Below are 23,385 nucleotides of genomic sequence, written 5' to 3'. Positions count from 1 at the left end.
ATTATAACCATAGCGAGATGTTTTTAAATGATTATTGTCATATAGCAATAATCATTTTCTGAAATAGCTATTATCGCGCTAATTTTTTAGGACTAAGCTCTGTGTTATTGGTAATTAAAAACACACACTTTGGAGAATACGATGAAATGTAAAGCCGCTGTCGCTTGGGGCCCAGGCCAACCACTTAAAATTGAAGAAGTAGACGTACAAGATCCACAAGCTGGCGAAGTATTGGTTCGCATGGTGGCAACGGGTGTTTGTCATACGGATGCTTTTACTTTATCTGGTGAAGATCCAGAAGGTATTTTTCCAGCGATCCTTGGTCATGAAGGTGCAGGTATCGTTGAAGCCATCGGTGAAGGCGTAACGTCTTTAAAAGTGGGCGACCACGTTATTCCGCTTTACACCGCAGAATGTAAGGAATGTAAATTCTGTTTGTCTGGCAAAACTAACCTTTGCCAAGCGGTTCGCGAAACTCAAGGCAAAGGCCTTATGCCAGACGGAACCAGCCGCTTCAGCATCAATGGTCAGCCAATTTTCCATTACATGGGCACCTCAACTTTTTCTGAATACAGCGTCGTAGCGGAAGTGTCGCTTGCGAAAATTCATGTTGATGCACCGCTAGAAAAAGTCTGTCTATTAGGTTGTGGTATCACCACCGGTATTGGCGCGGTATTGAATACAGCGAAAGTAGAAAAAGGCGCAACCGTTGCTGTGTTTGGTTTGGGCGGTATTGGTTTGTCCGTTATCCAAGGCGCACGCATGGCTGGCGCAGGTCGTATTATCGCTATCGATATCAACGAATCTAAATTTGAAATGGCGAAACAATTCGGCGCGACGGATTGCATCAACCCGAAAAAATTCGACGCACCGATTCAACAAGTGGTTGTCGATATGACAGACGGCGGCGTAGATTACTCGTTCGAATGTATCGGTAACGTAGACCTTATGCGTTCAGCGCTTGAGTGTTGCCATAAAGGTTGGGGCGAATCCATCATCATCGGTGTGGCGGGCGCAGGCCAAGAAATCTCCACTCGCCCATTCCAGCTAGTGACTGGTCGAGTCTGGAAAGGTTCGGCATTTGGTGGCGTAAAAGGCCGCAGCCAATTACCAGGTTACGTGGAAGATTACATGAACGGCAAAATCGAAATCGATCCATTTGTGACGCACACCATGGGCTTAGAAGACATCAATAAAGCGTTTGATTTGATGCATGAAGGTAAGAGTATTCGTACTGTCATTCTTTTCGACAAGTAAGGAGTAGGAATATGGAATTACTGTCTAGCACAAAAAGTCATGGCGGTTGGCTGAAACGCTACCGTCATGAAAGTTTGTCGGTAAAAGGTGAAATGACGTTTGCGATTTACTTGCCGCCACAAGCAGAAACACAAAGCGTTCCTGTTTTGTATTGGTTGTCTGGCTTAACTTGCACCGATGAAAACTTCATGCAGAAAGCGGGTGCGTTTCGTAAAGCAGCAGAGCTAGGTTTGGCGATTGTTTGTCCAGATACCAGCCCACGCGGAACGGATTACCCGAATGAACATGAAAGTTACGATTTCGGTTCTGGTGCAGGTTTTTATGTGAACGCCACAGTTGCGCCGTATTCTAGTACTTACCACATGTACGATTACGTAGTGCAAGAATTACCGCATTTGGTAGAAGCGAATTTCCCTGTGACAGACAAGCGTTCTGTTTCAGGCCATTCTATGGGCGGACACGGTGCTTTGATTTGTGCCTTGAAGAATCCGGGTAAATATCAGTCGGTTTCTGCCTTCGCTCCCATCGTCAATCCAACCAATTGTCCTTGGGGCGAAAAAGCCTTCACGGGTTATTTGGGTGAAGACAAAACAACTTGGAACGAATGGGACGCGGCTTACTTAGTGGAAAACTTGGTTGAGAGTTTAGGAGAAAACGCGGAACGCCTGCCTTTGTTCATCGACCAAGGCGAAGCCGATAACTTCTTGGTAGAGCAACTAAAACCAGAAGCATTGGAAGCGGCTTGTGAAAAAGTCGGTCATCCGATTACACTTCGTCGCCAACCGGGTTACGACCACAGCTACTTCTTCATCTCTAGCTTTATTGACGAGCATTTAGAGCATCATTCTAAAGCACTAGGTTAATGGGTGAACTGTTCTGAATAGGTAATAGAAAGGCGAGCTTCGGTTCGCTTTTTTTGTTTTTTGCATGAATTTATTAGTTTTACGGTGACTCAAACCAAGCGACGTTTCTTTTCGAAACTCGCGCCTACCTCATCGAAACGTCACTTGGTTTTTTGTGAATGGTGCTTTATGTTTAAGCATAGGATTTTAACACTAGGACTTATTGAAACTACATGGAAAGAGATTGGCTAATATGACGCATGAATACCTTAATGAAGTATGGGAACGTAACCCTAAATATGTTCGTAGGTATTACGACAATATAGAATTGAATGAAAAACTTTGTCTTGAGGTTAAGTATATTCTTGATTTTGCATTATCTAAGTCAGATGTTGAAGTCGCTCAGATATCATCGAGAGCAAAAACACTTCAAAGTTTTTGTGAAAAAATAACGAGGAAAAATTATAAAAAACCATTTGATGAAATTACTGATTTTGCTGGCGTTAGAGTTGTGTATTTATATTCGAAGAATAGGTCTGAAATTGAAGGAATAATTGAAAGGGAATTTGAGGTAGTTGAAAAAATTGATAAAGTTCTGGGAGACGAAGATAAATTTGGATATGGAGCGCTTCATTATTTAGTGAAAATACAAAACCATCATCATGCGGGAGCTCGTTATGATGAATTACAAAACCTGCTCTGTGAAATACAGGTTCGAACTATTTTACAAGACGCTTGGGCACTAGTTGCTCATCACCTGAGCTATAAACAAGAATCTGATGTTCCCAAAACCCTTCTTAGAAAATTAAATGCTCTATCAGGTTTGTTTGAAACGGCTGATGATCAGTTTGAAAGTATTAAAGAAGCTAGAGATATCTATCAGTATGAAGTTCAGAAATCATTAGCGAAAAACTATGGTTTTCCAGATAACGAAGAAGCAAATGTTGATGATCTAGAGGCATACTTGAAATCAAAATTTCCAGATCGTTTAAATGGTAGTAAAAATGACATAAATGACTTACTCAGAGACTTGAAAGAGTATGGATTTAGAAACTTGGCAGAAATAAATAAAATGTTTGATTGTGCTGGAAAAGCAGTTTATGCCATGGAATCTTTGTATCCACCTTATGATGATGAGGCTAACGTCACTTTATTTAGTGCAGTTGGTTTAGTCAGAACTGCGCTTATATTTATGTCAAAACAATTTCATATTGAACTTTATGGTAAGCCAAATGACGACAAAGTGGATCAGTTTAGATATTTAATCGAAGAGTAATGCACAACAACTTGAAAGTGTTAAATGTAATTTGGAATGAAAAGTGGTAGGTGCCTTCATTGTCAAAATGAGTCTACTTAGATATTAGAATTCAAATAAAGAGGAGTTCTTTTATGGTTAAATCAAGAATTGAAAACCTTTACGGGGATATGATCGGGCAACTCATTGATAAATCGACACTTTCCCATCAACCTATCTTGATTTATAGCGATAAAAACAATGCTGTACTAGTTGAGGAAGAGGATTGGTTAGCGATTCAAGAGACGCTGTATTTGTTGTTAGTGCCGAATATGCGTGAATCGATTCGTGAAGGCATGGCGACCCCAGTGAAGCAATGCAGTCGAACGTTAGGTTGGTAGTTTAATCATGTCTAGGATGATTTGGGCTGGTGGCAGGAGTAAAACCTTATCATTTGGAGTGCATAACTCAAGTTTTTATCCACAAAAATAAGCGCGTCGGAATTAGCCAACGCACTTATGTTTTTTTATTCAGATGTCAGTTTCTGGTAGCAAGGTGTCTTGTGCGTTTTCTATTTCTTCAGCAATGTCTTCGTCATCTTCCGTAAAGTAGGCGATGTGGAACATGGCTTCGCCTTCTTGTACTAACGGGATGTTCTGCTGACCAATCAATATCCCCGCTCGATTCGCGATAATCGAATCAATGATGTCACCGTATGGACTTCCAATATCCGCAAGTGTATCGCCTTTCTTGATTTGATCACCCAATTTAAAATGGTTGTTCACGATACCGCTGGCATTCGCTCGTAACCATTGGCTGCCGTTGGCAACAAAAGGCGTGATGGCTTTTTTACGGGTTGATGATTTGCGCATCATGCCTAAATACTGCAAGACGTTGGTGATGCCTTTCATGCCGGCCAATATCGAGAAATCATCAAAACGAAGCGCTTCGCCAGCTTCATAAAGCAAGACTTTGGTTTGGTGTTTTTCTGCGGCTTCGCGTAACGAGCCATCAATGATATTTGAGTTCAATATCACGGGAACACCAAATGCTTGCGCAAGTTCTTTGGTTTCCGCATCCGATAAATCGGCACGAATCTGTGGCAGGTTAGATCGATGGATCGCACCTGTGTGCAGATCAATACCATAGTCGCAGTGCTTAACGATCTGGTTAAGAAACGTATAAGCCACACGACCAGCCAAGGAGCCTTTCGCCGAACCAGGAAAGCAGCGGTTTAGGTCTCTTCGGTCTGGCATGTAACGGCTTTGATTCACAACACCATAAACATTCACCATAGGCACAGCAATTAAGGTGCCTTTGGTGAGTTTGAAGTTCTTTTGGTTGATTAGGCGTCGAATAATTTCGACGCCATTTAATTCATCACCATGAACCGCGGCGCTGATAAAAATAGTCGGGCCGTCTTTCTTTGCACGAGTAATATAAACCGGCAAGGAAACATCCGCTCCGGTATAAAGCTTGGCAACGGGTAATTCGATTTTCTTCGTTTCCCCAGGCGCGATGTCAAATTCGCCTATCGATAATATAGCCATGATCTTCTCCTACTTACTTTCTCAATAATCTATGGCGCTTATTGATCTCTTGGTAAGTCTACATTCTGTTCAATAAAGTCGAAAACCATGCCAGCGACGTCTTTGCCTGTTGCGGTTTCAATGCCTTCTAATCCCGGTGATGAGTTTACTTCCATCACCATAGGACCATTTTGAGAGCGAAGTAAGTCAACGCCACAGAAATTTAAGCCCATTGCTTTGGCGGCATTGATCGCGGTGTCTTGCTCTTCTTGAGTCAATTTAACGATTTCAGCGCTGCCGCCACGGTGTAGATTTGATCTAAATTCACCTTCTGCGCCTTGGCGTTTCATTGCAGCAACAATTTTGCCACCAACAACCAAGCAACGAATATCAGCCCCACCAGCTTCTTTAATAAATTCTTGCACAAGGATGTTGGCCTTTAATCCCATGAAGGCTTCAATGATGGCTTCTGCGGCTTTGGTTGTGTCCGCAAGTACAACGCCAATGCCTTGAGTACCTTCAAGCAATTTAATAACAACTGGCGCGCCACCGACATTTTTAATCAAATCTTTGATGTTATCTGGTTTGCTGGCAAACCCTGTACGTGGCATGCCAATGCCTTTACGAGATAACAATTGCAAAGAGCGTAGTTTGTCACGTGAACGACTGATCGCCAGTGAGTCATTGACGTTAAAGGTTCCCATCATTTCGAATTGACGAGCAACCGCTGTTCCGTAAAACGTAATAGACGAGCCGATGCGTGGAATGATGGCATCATATCTAGGTAATTCTTCACCGTGATAACGTACGGTTGGGCGACTACTGGTAATGTCCATGTAGCAATGTAGGGTGTCAATAATGTCGACTTGGTGTCCCTTTGCTTCGCCAGCTTCCTTCAAGCGTCTTGTTGAGTAAAGGTTTGGACCTCTTGATAAAATGGCAATTTTCATAGTGTTTTCCTGCGTAGTTTCGCCTCTTAAATAAGGCTGTCTGATTGACGAAGCGCAGTGTATAGTCGATCATCCAAACAACAAAACGATATATTATGGTGTGTTCAATCAAAATAATTGATTGGTGACTGTCTTATGAGAATTATGTTATGAAAATAGAATTATTAAAGACATGTTTGGAAGTTAGCCGGACATTAAATTTTAGAATCGCGGCGGAAAATCTCTTTATTACTCAATCCGCTGTCAGTGCTCGAATAAAGTTACTCGAAGATGATTTAGGTGTCTTATTGTTTGATCGTAGCCATAAGCATTTGAAGCTAACACCAGAAGGGAACCGCTTTATAAAGCACGCTAATGAGCTGGTTTTTATGTGGCAAAAAGCCAAGCATGATGTGGGAATTGCCGAAAACGATACACACCAATTAACCATTGGTTCCATGATGTCCATTTGGGATATTGTGCTACAAGATTGGTTGCAAAAAATTCATCGAAATTTAGACGACGTGAGTTTATTTACGAGCACTTATTCAACCACTGAGTTGAACAAAAAAGTGATTAGCCGAGTCATCGACATTGCGTTTGTGTTTGAACCGCCATTTATCGAAGATTTTGTGACTGAAAAGGTCGCTACCGTGCCTTTGCATTTGGTGACGACGGACCCAGATTATAATGGTGTGGGTAAGTTAGAAAACTATGTCATGGTGGATTATGGCGAATCGGTAAACATACAGCACATGCGCGCGTTTCAAGATTCACCGCCAGCAAAGCATCGCATGAGCCAACCTCGAATTGCACTCAACTATATATTGGAGGCGGGCGGAAGCGCTCACTTACCAAGACAAATGACGTTTGAATATGTACAGAAAAACCAGCTGTTTATTATTGAAGACGCACCGGTTTATTCCCGAGAAATATTTGCCATTTACTTGGCGAAAAGCCAAAAAGTCGACATCATTGAACAAGCGATTCAATTATTTCCCTATTTATCTCACTAACATGTGTTGTGAAAATGGCAAAATGATAACTAAGTACCTATACCTAAATTGAGATAATGAGCGGTTATAGATAAGCCTAGGGAGGACTTATTCGTACCTTCCCTAGTTAGAACAAAAGTTATTTTTAATAAGGAGGTTCATTTGTTATATCCAATGTTTTTCATGGTGTTACTGGCGTTTATTGTCGGGTGTGTTGCGATCAAAATACGAGTGTCGAGTGTCAAAGATAGAAAGGTCAGCATTAAGTATTTTAAATTGATGGAAGGTGAAAACATTCCAGAAATGATTACCAAATCCACTCGGAATTTTAATAATCAATTTGAAGTGCCAACACTCTTCTATGTGGCGTGTTCTTTGTATCTTATGTTTGAAGTTGAAAGTACCGTAGCGATTGTTTTTGCATGGCTATTTGTTGGTTTACGCTACCTTCATTCGTACATACATCTCACCTACAACCACATGCTTCATCGGGTAGTGTCATTTTGGGCCGCTTATCTTTGTGTCATGGTGCTTTGGGTGAATTTATTGATACAGAAAATGTAGTATCAATAAATTCATCCCGTTCTTCAAAAAACAGCCAATAATATTTATATGTTTCCCTCAGTAATCTCTTTAAACGCTCTGAACTGAGACATGTAAATATTGCCGCTTAGGTGTTTTAGAAATCCACTGCATTCTAAGTGATCCATGACTGGACCTTTCACTTCGGAAAAATGGAGTTTGATGTCCATGCTTTCTAATTGGCTGTTTAGGGTTTCCAGCATTTCGAGAGCACTAAAATCAATTTCATTCACCGCGCTGCATTGAATAACCACATGGGCGATTTCTGGTCGTTGATTGATCGTCTCTAGAATATGTTCTTCCAGAAATGTCGCGTTGGCAAAAAATAGGCTTTCATCAGGGCGCAAACAAAGCACGTTTGGCGAAGTTTCTACTTGGTAGCGTTTCACATTACGAAAATGCTCTGTGTTTTTGATTAAACCTACTTCAGCAACGTGAGGTTTAGAGGTGCGATACAAATGTAGGGCGATGGATAAGCCAACACCTGACGCCACACCCACTTCGACACCAAGTAACAAGGTAATTACTATGGTGGCAAATACCGCATAAAAATCACTGCGGGAAAAACGCCATGTCTTTTTCAAGATAGAAAAATCAATCAAGGTAGTCACCGCGACGATGATGGTCGCAGCCAATGTCGCTTTAGGTAAAAAATACAACATAGGTGTTAATAGCAGAGACGCAATCATGATACCGATGGCCGTCATAATTCCCGCTAATTGAGTAACGGCGCCCGCATCAAAGTTCACCACGGAACGTGAAAATCCACCTGTCACAGGAAAACCACCAGACACGCCAGAGGCAATGTTCGCTGCGCCTAAACCAATAAGTTCTTGGTTTGGTTGGACTTTCTCGCGTCGTTTCGCGCCTAGTGTTTTACCAACAGAGATGGATTCTACATAACCAATAATGGAAATCACCAAGGCAGGTAAGGCTAAGTCACGAATCAATTCAAGTGGCGGCAAGGCGAAACTCAAGCTAGGTAATCCTGCTGGAATGTGTCCTGTGATCGCAACGCCATGGGACTGAAGGTCGTACGCATAAACCAATGCAAGGCTCGACAATACGCCAAAAATCGGCGCTGTTTTCGCGAGCGCTGCGGCTGATTTTTCTGGCACGTTTAACATGATGAAAAAAGGTTTCGCATAACGGCGCGCTAGTAGCAAAAAGGCGACGACAGAAAAGCCAATAACAAAGGTCATTGGTTTAAATTGGCCGATATTGCTCACCATACTAAGCAGTTGCGTGACGACATTGTCGCCATGGGCTTCTATGCCGAAAATGTGTTTCAGTTGGCTCAGAGCAATAATAATACCGGAAGCAGAGATAAAGCCTGAGATGACAGAATGGGATAACAAATTGGTAATCATGCCAAGCTTCATCACACCCATAACAACCAACATGGTGCCAGATAAAAGTGCGAGCGTGATCGCGCCTGTTAGATAACTTGCGGTGCCTTGTTCTGCAATAGTTGCTAGAGAGGTCGCCGTCATTAATGATGCGACGGCAACCGGACCAACAGACAAAGAGGTGCTGGTACCAAATAAAGCGTACAGCACCAAAGGCAAGATACTTGAATAAAGTCCTACTTCTGGCGGAACACCAGCCAACATAGCGTAAGCCAGTGACTGGGGAATCAGCAGCATGGTCACGATTAACGCGGCGGTAGCGTCTTGACTGAACTGTCCACGGTTATAGTGTTTTATCCAAGCCAGCGCTGGAATGTAACGTGCGAAGATCATAGTTAAGCTCTCGTTATTTACGCATTTCTGGTTTTACAAACCATTCATGGCCTTTTAGCATGCCATACCAGTAAAAAGGAGGAAGTAAATCTTCTTTTAATATCCAAGCAAGCTTGGTTGGTTTGGCACCGTCGTTTAACCAGCTAGGGAAGGTAGGTAACAGTTTTCCGCCATAACCAAACTCCGCTAAGACGATTTTGCCGCGTTCAACGGTGAGTGGGCATGAACCGTAGCCATCGTAAATTGCATTGACTGGTCGACCTTGCATCGCATCCGAAATATTCTGTGCAACGACTGGCGCTTGTTTTCGTGCCGCTGCCATTGTTTTCGCATTGGGCGTGTTTGCCACATCACCCAGTGACCAAATGTTAGGGAAGGATGTGTGTTGTAGGGTTTCTTTGTCCACATCTACCCAACCTGCATCATCGACTAATGGACTGTTACGAATAAAGTCTGGTGCGCATTGTGGTGGACAAACATGCAGCATATCGAATTCGGTTTCGATCGTGATTGTTTCACCGTTTTCGTCTTTTGTTGCAAAGTAAGCGCGTTTATTCGGGCCATCTACCTTGATCAGATTTTGGCTGAAATGCGTTTCTATATCGTATTTTTTAATGTAGCTTTCCAATGCTGGAACGTATTCAGATACGCCAAAGAGTACTCCGCCTGCATTATAAAAAGAAACGTTTAAATCTTTTTGTTTGTCTGTTTTTAACCAATGATCACAAGATAAATACATGGCTTTCTGTGGTGCACCAGCGCATTTAATTGGCATAGGTGGTTGTGTGAATATGGCTTTACCTGAGTGTAGGTTTGTTACCAACTCCCATGTGTAAGGCGCTAAGTCATAACGATAGTTAGATGTGACGCCATTACGGCCTAATGTGTCAGACAAGCCTTCAATCGCATCCCAGTTCAGTTTGATACCCGCGGCCACTACTAGGAATCGATAGGCAATTTGCTGACCATTTTCTAGCGTAATAGTGTTGGCATCAGGTGCAAATGATTTCACAGACTCTTTTAGCCATTTAGTATTCTTAGGGATGATATCCGCCATGTTTCGACGAGTGTTTTCGGCTTTGAAAACACCGCCACCGACCAGTGTCCAGCCTGGTTGGTAGAAATGATTTTCAGCTGGATCAATCAAGCAAATACGAGCGTTTGGTTGACGCTTTAATAAACTGGCTGCAGTTGAAATACCTGCTGATCCTGCACCGACAATAACCACATCGTATTGACTGATTGCCATATCATTGGTTTGTGAATTAAAAGCCTGAGTTTTTGTCGCTTCCCATATTAAGTTACTGCGATTACCTGTTCGACAATAGGCGTGAATATTGTTTGCGCCACTGATGGCTTGTGCAAAAGCTTCTACCGTTGTTTCTTCCATTTGTCCTGCTACAAAAGGAATATGTAGTGCGGCGATATTTTTCTCTTTTGCCCGCTCTGCAATGCTAGAAAAAGACAATTGGCCTTCTTCTTCGTGATCAGGGCGGTTGCAAATAATGAGTGTAACGCCAGCTTCCGCTAAGGTATCTACGTCTTCTAGGGTTATTTGCTCTGACACTGAATACTGATTTGTTATCTGCTTACGTATCATGATTGTTCTCTCTATTATTCTTTCTATTGTTTTTTCTGTTGTTCTAGCGTTGAGCTGCTTTCGTAATTATTTAAAAGCATTCAGAGGTATTTTTAAGTAAGCCATCCCGTTTTCTTCTGGTTCAGGCATGTGTCCTGCTTTCATGTTGATTTGCAATGAAGGTAGGATCAATCTAGGCATAGCTAGGGTTTTATCCCGTGTTTCACGTAAGTCCACAAATGTGGATTTGCTGATGTCTTGTTTTACATGAATGTTTTGTTCACGTTGTATTTTTACCGTAGTTTGATATTCGAGTTCACGGCCATTTGGACAGTAGTCATGACACATGAAAATACGATAATTATCTGGCAAAGCTAAGATCTTCTGGATTGAATCGTACAATATGCCAGCGTCTCCACCTGGGAAGTCGGCACGAGCTGTACCTGCATCTGGCATAAATAAAGTGTCGCCGACAAAAACTGCATCACCTAGCACATGAGTGAAACACGCTGGCGTGTGGCCTGGTGTATGTAATGCTGTACATTGAAGTGCACCAATAGAATATTGTTCGCCATCGCTGAATAAGTGATCGAATTGAGAACCGTCGTGTTTAGCGCCAGCACCGTCATTAAATACTTTACCGAATGTGTCTTGCACGACTGTAATGTGTTGGCCAATACCGATTTTCCCGCCTAACTTTTCTTGGATATAGGGTGCTGCAGAAATATGGTCGGCATGAACGTGGGTTTCAATTAACCATTCTAGGTTTAGGTTGTGTTTTTTAACATAATCAATTATTTCGTCAGCGCTTGTGTTGAAGGTGCTTCCTGAAGCGTAGTCAAAATCTAATACGCTATCGACAATGGCACAACTGGAAGATTCTGGGTCTTTTACGACATAGGAAAAGGTATTGGAATCTTTATCAAAAAAAGCAGCGACTTCTGGTTTCAATATATTTGTCATAATTTTTAGCCTCACTATTAGGTCTTTTATTAAGCAGATTGTCTGTTTAACGGACAGGCTGTTTAACTGAGTTATAGCTTAGATAAGGCAGAAAATGTGCCAATTATTTAATAACGCTATAACCAATTGAAATAACTGGATTTTATTTTTATTGTTTAATTTTTATGCAATATTAGTTTTGACTAATGTGTTTTATTTTGTCATATTTGTCTTTAGTTTTTGACATAAATGGCAAATTTTTATGAATGTTATTGCATCAGATGCCCCTTTTTTTGAAGGGCTAGCCAGTATGCTAGAGGGTTATGACTGTCCTGCCATTTTGGTGTCTTTGGACTATCAGATTCTAGCTGTAAATCAGCTTTATCGAGAGGCGTTTGGGGAAGTGCCTTTGCAAGATAAGGTGCGCTGCTATGAGGTGTCCCATGGATATAAAGTGCCTTGTGATGAAGCTGGTGAAGACTGCCCCTTGTCGGCGACTTTGCAATCAGGACGCAAAGAGCGGGTGCTTCATATTCATCAAACCCCAAGAGGCAAAGAGCACGTAGATGTAGAGATGCTACCCATTCATGATAAGCAAGGTGGCTTGCTGTATTTTGTCGAGTTACTGCGTTCTGTCTCAATTGCCAGTGCTGAAGGTATTGGCAAGCAGTTAGTTGGCTCTAGTAAACCTTTCAATCACATGCTCGAAAAGATTACGCGCGTTAGTCACAGTGATGCGTCCGTTCTATTATTAGGCGAATCAGGCAGCGGTAAAGAGCTGGTGGCCCATGCGCTTCATCAAGGTAGTGATAGAGCAAAAAATGCTTTGGTTACGTTGGAATGTGCAGGGCTGACAGATTCATTGTTTGAAAGTGAATTGTTTGGTCATATGAAAGGTGCGTTTACAGGGGCAAATAGCAATCATCTTGGTCTTGTGGAGCAGGCTAATGGGGGAACGCTATTTTTAGATGAAATTGGGGATGTACCTCTTTCCATGCAGGTTAAATTACTTAGGTTGATAGAGACTGGTTCATTTCGCCCAGTAGGCTCTTCGACAATAAAACACACCAATTTCCGATTAATTTGCGCGACCCATAAAAATTTAGCGCAAATGGTGCAAGGTGGCGAATTTCGCCAAGACCTTTACTATCGAATTAATGTCTTTCCTATTCATGTTCCATCATTACGAGAACGGCAAGATGATTTGCCTTTATTGATTACTACCTTATTAAAGCGCATCAGTGACCGTAAAGAATATCACCTGACCGATTCGGCTTTACAGGTTTTAAAACAATATAGTTTTTCTGGAAATATTCGTGAGTTGAGCAATATTCTTAATCGCGCGACACTGTTAACGGATACTAATCTTATCGATCGGCATGTGATTCAAGAATGTTTAGATATTGATCATGAGCAAAGCCGTTATGGAATGTCCTTGTTTCCACTTTCTACTCAATCTTTTACATACGAGAATATACAGGGAGAAGAGTGGGATTTGAAAACAGCGGAGAAACGTTATCTTGCTGCTTTGATGGCTTCCTATGATAACGATAAAGAAAAAGTTGCCCAAGTAGCAGGCATTAGTCTACGTTCTCTTTACCGAAAGCTCGAATAAAGTGCCGAAAGCTTGAATAAAGTGTAAAACGTTAAATTTGGCTTTCATCATGTATCTATGCTTTGCTACTAGTTAAACGTTTTTTTGATTTTCAGTTTGAATATCTGACAATACACAATTATTTATGAGGTTATTATGCAGTACGCGATTCTTATTACTGGGTGTTCAACAGGCATTGGATTAGAAGCGGCTAAAATGCTGCAAGAGCGCCAGTTTTTAGTGGTAGCGAGTTGTCGTAAACAAGAAGATGTAGAAGCTTTAAAAGCGCAAGGTATTAAGCATGTTGTGCAATTGGATCTAGCTGATTCTGCTTCTATCGCTAAAGGATTAGAAGACACGTTAACTATCACGCAAGGTAAGTTGTTCGCACTATTTAATAATGGTGCTTATGGGCAGCCGGGTGCAGTAGAAGATTTACCTGTTGATGCCTTACGTGAGCAGTTTGAGAGTAACTTTTTTGGTACTCATGAACTGACAACTAAAGTGCTGAAGATCATGCTAGCGCAAGGTTATGGTCGTATTGTGAATAACAGCTCAGTATTGGGCTTGGTTGCTGCGCCATTTCGTGGTGCTTACAACGCCAGTAAGTTTGCGTTAGAAGGCTTAACAGATACCATGCGATTAGAGTTGCATGATACTCCGATCAAAGTGAGTTTAATTGAGCCGGGCCCAATAGAAAGCCGTTTTCGTGCTAATGCTTTAGTCGCTTTAAAAGACAAAATTGACATGAAAAGCAGTCGCCATAAAAAAGGTTACGAAGAGGCTGTAGCGAGACTAAGCAAAGAAGGCGCAACGTCGTCGCAAACTTTGCCTGCCAGTGCGGTAGTGAAAAAGCTGATTCATGCTTTAGAGTCTTCTCGTCCAAAAGCTCGATATTACGTAACAATGCCAACCTATGGCGCAGGCTTGATGAGACGAGCCTTCCCTACGTGTTTACTTGATTGGGTTATGCGTCGACAAGGTGCTTAGCGTTAAGGTTTTTAGAATAAGGTGCTTAGTGTTAGTTTTTTTAAAAGAGATAAAGCGCTAATTACTTTAGCGCTTTTAACCAATTTGTCATGGCTGATAAATACACTTTACGAGCTGGCTCGTGGGATAGATATAAATCGTGAAACCCTTCCGGAATAATGGCTTTTTCTAGATTCGTGAAGGTTTTTTCAGCGGCTTCTTGCATACTGTCTACATCTAAAACGCCATCACCTTTTTGGGTTTCTTCTACGGTTTTCTTTCCTATCGTACTGATTTCAGATCGGCACAATAATGTTGGTATGTCGATTTTCTGATTGGCTAAAGTGCGCTGCGCTCGGATAATTTCTCTCAACCAATGGAAAGAAAGGCCAAATCCTTGAGCAGGTTTCCAGTCCAATCGATAATCCCATTCTCCACCGAATACTGTGTGTAATGTTTTTGCGTAAATGATGATTTTTCTTGCTCGTAAAACCATAAATGGAAAGACCGATACGATAGCCCGAATTGGCCAATGAATGCGGTTTAGTAGCGCAGGAGGAAATGGCAAGGCAAGAAATGGACTGTTTAATATGACACCGACAACTTCAGGGAAGGCTTTCTTGTAATGGCTTTCTCGCTCAGGCAAGGCATAAGGTTGAGCAAGGTAATTAGACACCACTAAACCGCCCGTAGAATGAGCCAGCATCACGACTTTTTTAACCCCATCTTGTCTCATGGTGGCTAGGGCAATGTCTAAGTCTTGACCGTATTGATCAATGGAGTCACACCAATTGGGTGGTGTTGATGGGCGAATAGAGCGCCCATAGCCTTGTAAATCAACAGCGTAAAAACGATAACCAAGTTTAATGAAATGTTCTGCTAAACCCGTTTGGAAAAAGTAATCGGTATAACCATGAACGTATAAAATGGCTTTCGTTGTTCTTGGACGACCAACATGATTAATAAGTGTAGTGTGAACTTGAGTTTTTGGCCCAGGAAAAGCAAAGGTGCGGGCGACAAAATCAGCACCTAAAAGATCTTCACGTTCGTTAACTTGTTTCCAGTGTTGTCCTATTGGTGTACTCATACTGCCCTTCTTTTTATTTTTATTCGTTTAACCAAATATATTATCACCAAGCTGGTCGATTGTGAGTTTGGCTTTGCGTATTGTAATTTCGATGCATTCATCACGGCTGGCAATTAAGTCGGAGCGAATAAAGTTATGAACTTTTTGCTCTTCTGCTTCATCTTTTGTTACGGTTGCAGCCACTCGAAATTGACCGCCATCTTTCATTGGCGCTGGCGTAATCGTAAAACCTTTGTATTCGATAGATTCTTCTGCCTTTTCTGGCGCGCTTTCGCCACTAGAAAATAACCCTTTAAGACTGGATAAAATACTCATTTACTTGTTCTCCTTTGGTTGATGCTATCTCTCAGAGCTATTCTTCTGGGAATAGCTCCATTAGTCAAATGCCATCGTATGATTTTTTCTTTTTAAAGAACACTGTTAATCAGGATTATCGAGTGATTGAAGAAAAGGTAAGTTTGTTTCGTCTTACTGTATACTGCTTGAAATGGTAGATATGAATTGAAGAATAGGAATCCGTAGAAATGAATGAAACGCAAATTAATAACCCACTACATGGTGCTAAGTTAGAACAGATAGTGACAGATTTGGTTGAGCATTATGGTTGGGAAGAGTTGTCTATTCGTATTAATATTAATTGCTTTAAAAGTGACCCGTCGATTAAGTCGAGCTTGAAGTTTTTGAGAAAAACTCCCTGGGCTCGAGATAAGGTGGAGGCTTTGTTTTTAGAGACGTTTTTTTGATTCTTTCTTTAGCTTGCTTAAAAAAATCTGAAGGGTTAATCATCTAAAGAGCTGTGGTAGACACGATTACGACCTTCACTTTTTGCAGAGTAAAGGTTTTGATCTGCTTCCCGTAAAAAATCTTTATAAGTTTTTCCTGTACTAAGTTGTGCAACACCTATGCTAACAGTTAATGCGATTTTGTGTTCTTGACTTCTAAAGGTATGGCTTTCAACGCGTTTTCGAATCATCTCTGCAAAGTTAAAAGCTTCAATATAAGTACAGTTAAGAATAATAAGAAACTCTTCACCACCAATTCTATAAACAGGGGTTTTGCTTTCGAAATCTTGTAACAAATCAGCTGTCTCTATTAAGACTAGGTCGCCAACATCGTGACCAAATTTATCATTTACACTTTTAAAGTGGTCAATATCTATCAAAACAAGCTGAGTATTTTCATTGTTATAAAAAGATTTTTTTCTTGTTTATTAAAATGATCAAAAAATAGCTTTAGAGCATGACGATTCTGTGCACCCGTTAAAGAATCTTTGAATGCCATCTGCTGTAATAAAATGCTGCTTTTTGTATATTGCTCAGCATAAAAATAACAAATTAAATAAGCTAAAAAGTATGCCAAAGTGAAATTGATGACTGAGCGATAGTGTATGTTAGTATCTATATCAGACTTAATGAATAGTATTGAAATGGCTGGAATGGATAGAATTATTGTATAAATGAGGCCAGTTTTAGGTCCTGCTAATATACAGTAGATAGGTGGTAAAAGAATAAGCCAGTAAATAGAGCCTGCTCTCAGGTCTGCAGAATGGAAGACATATAATATGGTTATGGTTATTGTCGACATCAACATATAGAGATGCCATTTAGGCGTTTTCTTCTGATTAGCTGACCAGAAAAAATATAGATTAAGAGAGCCTAAAATAGCTTGTGCAATACCTATTTCTAATTGATGTAGCATGACAATATTAAAGAAACAGAAAAATAAAATAATAAGTCCAGTGACTAAACTTAACCACTGGTGAAACTTGTACTTTGCTTCCATGAGTAACGGGTTTGTTTGAATATTCATTTATCTATTTTCTTCTGTTAAAGAACGACGCAAAAAATATCTGGCGACATATTCTCTCTTAAATGAATAGATTCTTTGTTTTTATTTTAGTAACAAATTGTTATTGATGGGAATGAAGTCATCGGAAGCTTGAATTAATGCCTGTGCAGTTAAGGCCTCCACACCATAGACTTCAACCTTAGTTTGGTATTTTTCTCTTAGTGTATTGGCAAGTAAAGCAAAGTCTCCGTCACCAGAAACGAGAACAAGAACGTCACTGTCTTTGCCATATTCAATACCATCAATGGCAATACCAACATCCCAATCACCTTTTGCAGAACCATCAGAGCGTTGGATAAAGGGTTTTAATTTTACTTCAAAGCCAATTGCTCTAAGGATATTTTGGAACTGTCGTTGTTTTTCGTCGCCTCTGTCTATGGCGTAAGCAATCGCTCTAACGACATTTCTACCTTCAGTGGCTTGTTTCCAAAAGGCGTTGTAATCGAAGGATTTTCCAAACGTGTGTCGGGCTGTGTAATAAACATTTTGAACATCGACCAAAATTGTTACGTCTGTCATTTTTATCCTAAAGAGTTGGTTGGCAAAGGTAAGCGCCTGTTATTCGAGTCTAGCTACTGTATCTGTTATTGATGAGATATTCTCATATTGCTTCCTTTATACAAATTCTTGTCACCAAATAATAAGGCTAACGCTTTTAAGTTAATGGGAGATGGTGGTAATAAAGAAAGGTTTATTTGGTTTGGTTCTTGTAAAAAACCAATGATTGAATCTGTTATCTGATTCGCTTCAAGAGAGTTTTTTGTTGTGAGTCCTAACGACTCGCTGCTGGACTTTAACATACTACGTAAGGTGTTTTTAGCGTCCGCTGATTGAGGAAGCTGAGGGTTTATTAAACCAGTATCCGTGTAGTTAATATTTAAAGATCGTAACTCAAGTGTCTCACCATAAATAATAAAAATAGCTTCTGGCTGCCCTAACGCTAATGAAGCGAGTAAGTCGGTACGGAACTCTGACATGACAATATTATGATCGAGTAAATTCACTTCGCTAGAGACGCTGATAATACCTATGTCTTTAACATTTAGTTTAAAGTGAGACGAAATTGCTTCACCATCAATCGCCGAGGTAAATGAGCCTTTCCCAATTAAGGTTTCAATGCCTGCCGCGCGCATTAATCTTCCTGTATCGCGAGACAAATCAGACGCTGAGCTTTGTTTAATCCAAAAGTCTATATCCAGGTCTGGATAGTTTAGAGAGAAGCTATTAAAGGTAATTCGAGCGAACTGTAACCAAGGCGCGCTTTCAATGCCTACACTGACATTATCAATGGAAGGTGTAAGGGTGAAAGGGTTGAAGTTGACACTTTCATAATGCACTAAATCTTTTAGATCCGATTGAGCTAATTGATCGTTAATTTTTTGCTGAGCGTATTTTGTACCAAAATGTTGAATGCCATAAACGCCGAAAACAGCAAAACATAAAATTAATATAGAGCCGACGATAATATTAGAGGCGTTGTCTTTTAACTTTTTTGTGATAGTGCTCAAAGGGCTAATCCATAAATCAGAAAGGGAATAGAGTGTCGAACTTCGAATGGTTATTCAGATTAAGGTGATTAGGTTAAGCGTCATCTCTAATAGATGCAAACAAAACGCCTCACTCATCAAATTTAGACTCATAATAATAGCTAAGAAGGTGTTGTTAACTCGGTGGTGTGCTATACATAGGTTTAGGATTTTTTTAGTCTGTTTATTATTTAAATTCAATAGGTTAATTAAGAATGCATTGTCTTACTTATATTTTAGTCGCTCTGGTTGCAGCCGAACATTTGTATATTCTGATTTTAGAAATGTTCATGTGGACCAAGCCGAGAACCCGAAAAATATTTGGTATGGAAGCTGGATTGGCTGAGCAGACGAAAAATCTTGCCGCGAACCAAGGTCTCTATAACGGCTTTTTAGCGGCGGGTTTGTTGTTTAGTTTATTGAACAGCAATTATGAATTTGCCCAACAGCTGCAAATATTCTTCTTATCTTGTGTTGTTGTCGCGGCGATTTATGGCAGCCTGACAGTGAAGAAATCTATTATTTTTGTTCAAGGCTTGCCAGCGATGTTGGCGCTTTTGAGTGTGCTGACTCTGGGGTGATCTGATAGAAAGTAATATTTATTGTTACATTTTCTGCGCTAACTATTTTTCTAAGGAGTGGCCGTGATGTCTGTTTCATTGCGTCGATTAATCATAGTGCCATTTTTCGCGCTGGCTTTAATCACTGGTATTACCATGTACTTTGTTGCGACCACAACGATGTCCAACATAGCGAACAAAGTGGGTCTGCAATATATCCATGAAGTGGAAAATCGAGTTCAGGAACGTGTTCGCAGCTTTATGGCTCCGTTATTTCGCATTGTTGAGGTTAATCAACAGGCCTTTTTAGCGCGACCCAATGAACTTAATGATTTGTCGAAAGCTGCGATACGTTTTCATGAGCAGGGAATGCCTTATCGACAAATGACCTTTGTTTCAGTTGCCACATCTGATGGTCGTTACCTTGCTTCTGTACAAACACCTGTTGGAATTCGTAGTCATCATATCGCAACAAACTTCGTTCATAAGCCGCTTACAATGGAAGGGTTTGAATATGACCCTACAGTTGGCATTGGCAGTAAAAAACAGCAGGACGCTGAGTTCGCATATGACCCGAGAGTTCGGCCTTTTTACCAAAGTGCTGTCGGCTTAGAAACGCCTGTTTGGGGAAAGATAGAGCGCTATTATGGTTACAAAGCATTGGGAGCGACATTGTCTGCGGCCGTTTATGACGACAATGACACCTTGTTAGCGGTAACTGCGACCAGCGTTGCGCTAAATGAACTGGATAACTATTTGAAGTCATTAGAGATTGTTGACGATGGCTATCTTTTTCTTGCCGAGCAAAACGGCGACATGATCGCAACATCGACTGATACGGCGTTATTCTCTACTCAAGATGGCAAACCAAAACGAACCAACCTGCATGAGCATCAAAATGATTTGTTTCGTTTGGCGAGCGAGTATTTAGAGGATGGTGCCTATAGTCTTTCTCTAGATGGGCGAGATTATTTATATTATGTGCACCCTGTCAGTTTTGAGTACGGTGAAACCTGGTTGTTGGGCGTTTTGATTCCGAGTGCTTACCATGAAAACCTTCTAAGTGATTATAATCGCAGTTCTATTTTGATTACGCTCGGTTTGTTTGTTTTTATCAGTTTGTTAGGCGCTTTAATTGCTTGGTATATTGGCAAACCGATTCAATTATTGAGTGCCGCAACGAGTAATAAACGTCTTGAAAATATCCAAGCGTTGCCTGAGTCGATCAGCAACGTCAAAGAGATAAATACTCTGAATCAAGGGTTAAAAGAGATGGCAGATGATCTTAGTGATGTGATGAACAATCTCGAAACCAAAGTGGCAGAAAGAACGATTTTACTTCAAGGAGAGAATGACACCCTGCTTGAAACATCTGTTAAAGATGAGCTCACGAACATCTATAATCGTCGCGGTCTTAAACAAGATTTTATTCGAGTCGTCGGCTTAAAAGGCGAACAAAAACATAATGTGACGCTTGTTTTGTGCGATATCGATCACTTTAAAGTATTCAATGATAAATATGGACACGGTGAAGGAGACCAAGCTCTGATCAAAGTGGCTGAGAGCTTGAAGATGTACATCCGAACTGGGGTTGATATTGTTGCTCGATATGGTGGTGAAGAGTTTATTCTAGTGTTTTCCAATATGTCGTTAGATCATGTTTTAGAAAGGCTCAATGGGATTCGCCAAGAGTTAAAAAATACAGAGTTGGCGGGAAAAGAGCGTATCACAATGAGTTTTGGGGTTGCGCATGATGAAGGTAGTGACAGCATACAGATTGAAGATTTGATAAATAAAGCGGATGAGAAATTGTATGAAGCCAAAAATGGCGGTCGGAACAAAATTGTTAGCTAAGTGTCTAAAAATCTTAGACAAAATATATCAAGACCAGAATGGTTTTAAATTTTAAAAGGAGTGAATTATCTCGTCTTTAATACCAACACAACAAGATTTGTGGTTTTTGCCATTAGGTGGCACGGGCGAGATTGGCATGAACATGAATCTATATGGCCATGATGGACAATGGCTCATGGTCGATTGCGGTGTTTCCTTCAACGAACCTTTAAAGCCTGACGACATTCACTCTGCGGAAGTCGTTTGCGCCGACCCTACTTTTATCAGTGAACAGAAAGAACGTCTCGCTGGTATCGTTATTACTCATGCACATGAAGACCATGTGGGTGCTTTGCCTTTTCTATGGCGACGTTTTAAATGTCCTGTTTATACCACGGCGTTTACGGCGGAAGTGTTGCGTCGTAAGTTGGTGCAAGTTGGCTTGGCGGATGAAGTGCCAGTGATTGTGGTGAAGGACAACGAAACCCAGAAAATAGGTGTGTTTAATGTTACTTGGCTTGCGTTAACCCATTCGGTTCCAGAGCCTTTTGGCATGACAATCGATACCCCCGCGGGACGAATTTTTCATACGGGCGATTGGAAGATTGATAAAAAGCCGATTATTGGTGATGGCTTTTCGCCAGAGCGCTTCAAAGCACTGGCGAAAGAAAATATTCTGGCTATGGTATGTGATTCGACAAATGCCTTGCAAAAAGGTCATTCTATTTCAGAAAGTGATTGTTACGAGGCGTTGCTAAAAACCATATCAACTGAGAAAAAACGAGTTGTTGTCGGTTGCTTTAGCAGCAACGTGGCTCGGCTGGTGGCATTAGGTCGAGTAGCGCAAGAAACAGGGCGTTACTTAGCTTTAATTGGTCGCTCGTTGACAAATATGGTGGGTGCTGCAAAGGCGACAGGGCATTGGCCTAATGATTTACCTTTAATCGACGCGGCGCATCTTGGTTATTTGCCTCGCGAAGAGGTGTTGGCTGTGGTAACCGGAAGCCAAGGAGAACCTCGCGCTACATTGAATCGTCTGGCAGCAGGCAATTGTTTTGACTTAACGTTAGACGCCGATGATCTGGTGATCTTTTCTGCAATGATGATTCCGGGCAATGAAGACGCCATCATGCGTTTGGTTGAGCAATTCAAAGGGCAAAAAATCCGCACTTTGCAGCAACAGGACACAGACTTGCCCATTCATGTGAGCGGGCATCCATGTCGAGATGAATTGAAACATCTTTATACTTTGGTGCAGCCGCAACTCGCGGTGCCAGTGCATGGTGAGCCGAAACATTTAGATGCCAATGCTGACGTCGCCAAACTCAGCCATATTCCTAGGCAACTGATTGGTCGCAATGGTGACATTTATCAATTCGCACCAAACATTGGTGTTAAGCCTAAACAAGTCAAAGTCGGTCGAATTGCTTTATCTCGCTAATGGCAAAAAGTTATTTTTTTACTTTTTTTCGATCTAGCCTGCCTCGTTTGTTTATATTTTCATTGGTTTAAATAATAAAAGTTAATCAACGATTCTCTTCAAAAATAGAATGATTTTAGAGGATGATTTAAAAAGTCCTTTTAGGAATGGTTTTAAATTAAAAATCATTCCTTTTATTCATTGTTTATGATGCGAAAAACTCCCTTTTTTTGATCTTAAAATAATGTGACTCTGACATGATTAGTAGCAAGTCACAGAGAGTCGCTTTATGAGCACAGAAAACATTATTGCATTGAAAGAACAATTTAAAAGAATTCCAACCACAATTATTAGTGACGCTTTAGGTCGTAATACAGGTATTAATGGATTAAAAAAATATCACCAAAAAAGTCTTAAACTAGTTGGTCGTGCTCTTACGATAAAATGCAGCCCTGGCGATAATTTGTATATTTATAAAGCCCTTAAGCAAATTAAAAGAGGTGATGTATTAGTCGTTGATGGTCGAGGTGCGATGGACAACGCGTTAATGGGCGAGCTAATTATGCTCCAAGGTCTTAAAAATGGCTGTGATGGTTTTGTTATCGATGGTGCTGTTCGAGACGTTGAAGCATTTGATGAAGTTCCAGTTTATGCGCGTAGTAACACACATTTTGGACCTTTTAAGAATGGACCTGGTGAAATTGGTGTACCAGTGTCTATTGGCGGTCATGTTGTTATGAATGGCGATATTATTGTAGCGGACGATGATGGAGTGGTGTCTTTTCCTGTGGCAGATACAGAGAAGGTTTTGAAAGCTTCATTAGTATTGCTGGAAAAAGAGGACGGTATCATTGAGCAGATCACGACGGGTAAGATGGATTGGGTTGATCTGATTTTAGATAAGGCAGGCATATAAA

At 40.9% G+C, this 23,385-nt stretch carries 24 protein-coding genes; 13 read left to right on the top strand and 11 right to left on the bottom strand.

The genetic code is table 11. The annotated features are described in order from the left end of the window. Positions 1 to 141: 141 nt before the first annotated feature. From AC0L3Y_RS01870 to AC0L3Y_RS01855, 4 genes are all read left to right on the top strand, one after another. Entirely contained in the window at positions 142 to 1,257 is a 1,116-nt protein-coding gene (locus AC0L3Y_RS01870) for an S-(hydroxymethyl)glutathione dehydrogenase/class III alcohol dehydrogenase (RefSeq protein WP_473468070.1), read from the top strand. Between the two features lie 11 nt (positions 1,258 to 1,268). After that, positions 1,269 to 2,120, top strand: coding sequence for an S-formylglutathione hydrolase (fghA, locus tag AC0L3Y_RS01865; RefSeq protein ID WP_473468067.1), 852 nt, complete (start codon positions 1,269 to 1,271; stop codon positions 2,118 to 2,120). Between the two features lie 232 nt (positions 2,121 to 2,352). Further along, entirely contained in the window at positions 2,353 to 3,375 is a 1,023-nt protein-coding gene (locus AC0L3Y_RS01860; RefSeq protein ID WP_473468064.1) for a GTP pyrophosphokinase, read from the top strand. A 113-nt stretch (positions 3,376 to 3,488) separates the two neighbouring features. Beyond that, complete coding sequence (locus AC0L3Y_RS01855; protein ID WP_473468059.1) at positions 3,489 to 3,734, top strand: type II toxin-antitoxin system Phd/YefM family antitoxin; 246 nt, start codon at positions 3,489 to 3,491, stop codon at positions 3,732 to 3,734. A 129-nt stretch (positions 3,735 to 3,863) separates the two neighbouring features. Here AC0L3Y_RS01855 and AC0L3Y_RS01850 read toward each other — a convergent pair whose 3' ends face one another. Then, complete coding sequence (locus tag AC0L3Y_RS01850) at positions 3,864 to 4,883, bottom strand: succinylglutamate desuccinylase/aspartoacylase family protein (protein ID WP_473468057.1); 1,020 nt, start codon at positions 4,881 to 4,883, stop codon at positions 3,864 to 3,866. A gap of 38 nt (positions 4,884 to 4,921) precedes the next feature. Then, positions 4,922 to 5,812 carry a 30S ribosomal protein S6--L-glutamate ligase gene (rimK, locus tag AC0L3Y_RS01845; RefSeq protein ID WP_036162891.1) on the bottom strand — a complete coding sequence of 297 codons (891 nt, stop codon included), beginning with the start codon at positions 5,810 to 5,812 and terminating at the stop codon, positions 4,922 to 4,924. 149 nt (positions 5,813 to 5,961) lie between these two features. Here rimK and AC0L3Y_RS01840 point away from each other — a divergent pair, with 149 nt between their 5' ends. Further along, positions 5,962 to 6,807 (top strand): LysR family transcriptional regulator, encoded by an 846-nt coding sequence (locus AC0L3Y_RS01840; RefSeq protein ID WP_473468054.1) that lies wholly within the window; start codon positions 5,962 to 5,964, stop codon positions 6,805 to 6,807. Positions 6,808 to 6,948: 141 nt separating this feature from the next. Then, positions 6,949 to 7,350 (top strand): MAPEG family protein, encoded by a 402-nt coding sequence (locus tag AC0L3Y_RS01835; protein WP_473468051.1) that lies wholly within the window; start codon positions 6,949 to 6,951, stop codon positions 7,348 to 7,350. Positions 7,351 to 7,394: 44 nt separating this feature from the next. Here the strand turns inward: AC0L3Y_RS01835 and AC0L3Y_RS01830 are convergent, their stop codons facing one another. The 3 genes from AC0L3Y_RS01830 to AC0L3Y_RS01820 form a co-directional block, all read right to left on the bottom strand. Further along, positions 7,395 to 9,110, bottom strand: coding sequence for a SulP family inorganic anion transporter (locus AC0L3Y_RS01830; RefSeq protein WP_473468048.1), 1,716 nt, complete (start codon positions 9,108 to 9,110; stop codon positions 7,395 to 7,397). A 13-nt stretch (positions 9,111 to 9,123) separates the two neighbouring features. After that, positions 9,124 to 10,710, bottom strand: coding sequence for a bifunctional protein tyrosine phosphatase family protein/NAD(P)/FAD-dependent oxidoreductase (locus tag AC0L3Y_RS01825; protein ID WP_473468046.1), 1,587 nt, complete (start codon positions 10,708 to 10,710; stop codon positions 9,124 to 9,126). Between the two features lie 66 nt (positions 10,711 to 10,776). Then, positions 10,777 to 11,652: an MBL fold metallo-hydrolase gene (locus AC0L3Y_RS01820; RefSeq protein WP_473468044.1), complete on the bottom strand. Its 876-nt coding sequence runs from the start codon at positions 11,650 to 11,652 to the stop codon at positions 10,777 to 10,779. Positions 11,653 to 11,893: 241 nt separating this feature from the next. On the opposite strand from AC0L3Y_RS01820, the gene AC0L3Y_RS01815 reads away from it, so the two are divergent. After that, on the top strand, positions 11,894 to 13,246 hold the full coding sequence (locus AC0L3Y_RS01815; RefSeq protein ID WP_473468041.1) for a sigma-54 interaction domain-containing protein: 1,353 nt from the start codon (positions 11,894 to 11,896) through the stop codon (positions 13,244 to 13,246). 135 nt (positions 13,247 to 13,381) lie between these two features. Further along, positions 13,382 to 14,215 carry an SDR family NAD(P)-dependent oxidoreductase gene (locus AC0L3Y_RS01810; protein ID WP_473468039.1) on the top strand — a complete coding sequence of 278 codons (834 nt, stop codon included), beginning with the start codon at positions 13,382 to 13,384 and terminating at the stop codon, positions 14,213 to 14,215. A 61-nt stretch (positions 14,216 to 14,276) separates the two neighbouring features. Here the strand turns inward: AC0L3Y_RS01810 and AC0L3Y_RS01805 are convergent, their stop codons facing one another. Both AC0L3Y_RS01805 and AC0L3Y_RS01800 read right to left on the bottom strand, forming a co-directional pair. After that, positions 14,277 to 15,281: an alpha/beta hydrolase gene (locus AC0L3Y_RS01805; protein WP_473468037.1), complete on the bottom strand. Its 1,005-nt coding sequence runs from the start codon at positions 15,279 to 15,281 to the stop codon at positions 14,277 to 14,279. 27 nt (positions 15,282 to 15,308) lie between these two features. Next, positions 15,309 to 15,596 carry an HlyU family transcriptional regulator gene (locus tag AC0L3Y_RS01800; protein WP_473468035.1) on the bottom strand — a complete coding sequence of 96 codons (288 nt, stop codon included), beginning with the start codon at positions 15,594 to 15,596 and terminating at the stop codon, positions 15,309 to 15,311. A 209-nt stretch (positions 15,597 to 15,805) separates the two neighbouring features. Here AC0L3Y_RS01800 and AC0L3Y_RS01795 point away from each other — a divergent pair, with 209 nt between their 5' ends. Then, entirely contained in the window at positions 15,806 to 16,024 is a 219-nt protein-coding gene (locus tag AC0L3Y_RS01795; RefSeq protein WP_473468033.1) for a VF530 family protein, read from the top strand. A gap of 35 nt (positions 16,025 to 16,059) precedes the next feature. On the opposite strand, the gene AC0L3Y_RS01790 is transcribed toward AC0L3Y_RS01795, so the two are convergent. The 4 genes from AC0L3Y_RS01790 to AC0L3Y_RS01775 all read right to left on the bottom strand — a co-directional run bounded on the left by AC0L3Y_RS01790 (position 16,060) and on the right by AC0L3Y_RS01775 (position 18,637). After that, positions 16,060 to 16,443 carry a GGDEF domain-containing protein gene (locus tag AC0L3Y_RS01790; RefSeq protein WP_473468031.1) on the bottom strand — a complete coding sequence of 128 codons (384 nt, stop codon included), beginning with the start codon at positions 16,441 to 16,443 and terminating at the stop codon, positions 16,060 to 16,062. After that, positions 16,440 to 17,090, bottom strand: a complete 651-nt coding sequence (locus tag AC0L3Y_RS01785) for a hypothetical protein (protein ID WP_473468029.1) — start codon at positions 17,088 to 17,090, stop codon at positions 16,440 to 16,442. The genes AC0L3Y_RS01790 and AC0L3Y_RS01785 overlap by 4 nt, the downstream gene beginning before the upstream one ends. Positions 17,091 to 17,171: 81 nt before the next feature. Continuing rightward, the gene (locus tag AC0L3Y_RS01780) at positions 17,172 to 17,648 is read right to left on the bottom strand and encodes a LabA-like NYN domain-containing protein (RefSeq protein ID WP_473468027.1); all 477 of its coding nucleotides are present in this window, start codon (positions 17,646 to 17,648) and stop codon (positions 17,172 to 17,174) included. Positions 17,649 to 17,713: 65 nt separating this feature from the next. Next, entirely contained in the window at positions 17,714 to 18,637 is a 924-nt protein-coding gene (locus AC0L3Y_RS01775) for a hypothetical protein (protein WP_473468023.1), read from the bottom strand. Between the two features lie 233 nt (positions 18,638 to 18,870). Between AC0L3Y_RS01775 and AC0L3Y_RS01770 the strand changes: the two genes are divergently transcribed. The 4 genes from AC0L3Y_RS01770 (at position 18,871) to AC0L3Y_RS01755 (ending at position 23,384) form a co-directional block, all read left to right on the top strand. Next, positions 18,871 to 19,236, top strand: coding sequence for a DUF1304 domain-containing protein (locus AC0L3Y_RS01770; RefSeq protein WP_473468020.1), 366 nt, complete (start codon positions 18,871 to 18,873; stop codon positions 19,234 to 19,236). A gap of 66 nt (positions 19,237 to 19,302) precedes the next feature. Next, a complete protein-coding gene (locus tag AC0L3Y_RS01765; RefSeq protein ID WP_473468018.1) occupies positions 19,303 to 21,069 on the top strand; it encodes a sensor domain-containing diguanylate cyclase in 1,767 nt (588 codons plus the stop codon). A 136-nt stretch (positions 21,070 to 21,205) separates the two neighbouring features. Further along, complete coding sequence (locus tag AC0L3Y_RS01760) at positions 21,206 to 22,489, top strand: ribonuclease J (RefSeq protein ID WP_473468016.1); 1,284 nt, start codon at positions 21,206 to 21,208, stop codon at positions 22,487 to 22,489. Positions 22,490 to 22,757: 268 nt separating this feature from the next. After that, a complete protein-coding gene (locus AC0L3Y_RS01755) occupies positions 22,758 to 23,384 on the top strand; it encodes an RraA family protein (RefSeq protein WP_473468014.1) in 627 nt (208 codons plus the stop codon). The last annotated feature ends 1 nt before the right edge of the window (position 23,385 follow it).

Source organism: Marinomonas sp. GJ51-14, from assembly GCF_055808695.1.
The sequence above is the reverse complement of the archived record's forward strand: the minus strand, read 5'-3'. Positions and strand labels throughout refer to the sequence as shown.